Consider the following 1,390-nt stretch of genomic DNA (forward strand, 5'->3'; position numbering starts at 1 on the left):
GGTGATGGGTGCCTCTCTGTTGTCAAGCCACAGCAGAAGACTCCCGACCCGATTTCGAACAGCGACGATTGTGATCGGCGAGCATGAGCTTCCAAACATAGCCAGCGATATGTCGTTTGAGAGCACGTTTGGCAGCTCGCCGAGCACGAACCCCAGCAGTCCTGCCGGACGAGGCCGGCGGATGCGCGGCGAGATACCGGTCGTAGAACGACCGACCAGCACTGCCGGGCATACGAATCTGGGTGGTCGCGATCATGTGTATCGCACAGTTCAGCTGTCGATCCCCCTCACGACTGACCCGATGCACCTCGAAATCGGCACTGGCCACCTGAACCGGCGCCGTCCCGCAATAGCTCGCGAACGCCGCCGCCGACGGAAACCGATCGGGACGACCGGTGCGCCCGACCAACGTGGCCGCGATGATGTGACCGATCCCGGCGACCTCACGCAACCGGGTGCCGTGCTCGTCGAGCATGAGCGCCATCTGCTTCTCGTTGCGGGTCAATGCCCCGTCGAGCCGGGTGATCTCCTCGATCAACTCCCGAGACAACCCGACACGGATCCGCTCGACGTTCGAACAGGCCCGGACCTGCTCGAGAATCCGCGACGCCGTTGCCGCGGTCAGCGCGTTGCGGGACGGGGCACCGCCGGGCAGCAGATCACGGAGCAACGCGTGCAGTTGGTTCACGATGCGGGTGCGACGACCGGTGAGGTTGGTGCGGTGTTCGTCGAGCAAGGCCAGCACCGTGGTCGGTCCTTCGGGGTCGACAGGGTGGCTGTGTCCTTGGGCGGCGGCGATGCCGGCGGCAGCGGCGGCATCGAGACGGTCGTTCTTGCGGCGGCTGCCGGACAGTTCCCGGACTCGGGCGGTGGCGGTAGCCGGGACATCGACGACGACGGCGTGCTGGGCGAGCAACCATTGGCTCAGGTGTCGTCCCAGGCCGGAGGCGTTTTCCACGGCCCAGGTGTGCTGGGGCCATTGGGCGGCCCAGTTCGACAGTCGGGTGTAGCCGTCGGTGGTGGCGTCGATGCGCAGTGATCCGAGTTCGGTGTGGCTGGCCGGGTCGAGGGCGGTGGCGGTGTGGGTGCTCTTGTGTGGGTCGATCCCGATGACGATCATGGAAGCGGTTCCCTTCTCGTATCCGTGCAAGGGGGGAATCCGCGGAGGACATTCCGACTTCGGGTACCTTGCCAAGATTTTCGGGGTCGGTGGTCACGCCTCTCTCGAGTCACTCCGCGAACGCAGACCGGAGGGCGACACACCCATCACAGGTCAACCCATCTGACGGTGGGTGACAGGAACCTTCCGGGTCACTGTCCTCCGGTCTGCTACGGAACGCTACGGGCAGCTACCCCGACTACGTATCCGCTCGCTCCATTACAAGTCGGA

At 65.1% G+C, this 1,390-nt stretch carries 1 protein-coding gene; it reads right to left on the minus strand.

What is annotated here, in order from left to right; all coding sequences use genetic code 11:
* Positions 1-22 precede the first annotated feature (22 nt).
* Positions 23-1,120, minus strand: a complete 1,098-nt coding sequence (locus A8G15_RS27115) for an IS110 family RNA-guided transposase (RefSeq protein WP_068166203.1) — start codon at positions 1,118-1,120, stop codon at positions 23-25.
* Positions 1,121-1,390: the final 270 nt, after the last annotated feature.

Origin of the sequence: Rhodococcus phenolicus (assembly GCF_001646785.1) — a bacterium.
GTDB lineage: Bacteria > Actinomycetota > Actinomycetes > Mycobacteriales > Mycobacteriaceae > Rhodococcus > Rhodococcus phenolicus.

Bases quoted from the DNA above. Each gene is read 5' to 3' on its own strand.
- A8G15_RS27115 (WP_068166203.1), bottom strand. From the start codon at position 1,120: ATGATCGTCATCGGGATCGACCCACACAAGAGCACCCACACCGCCACC.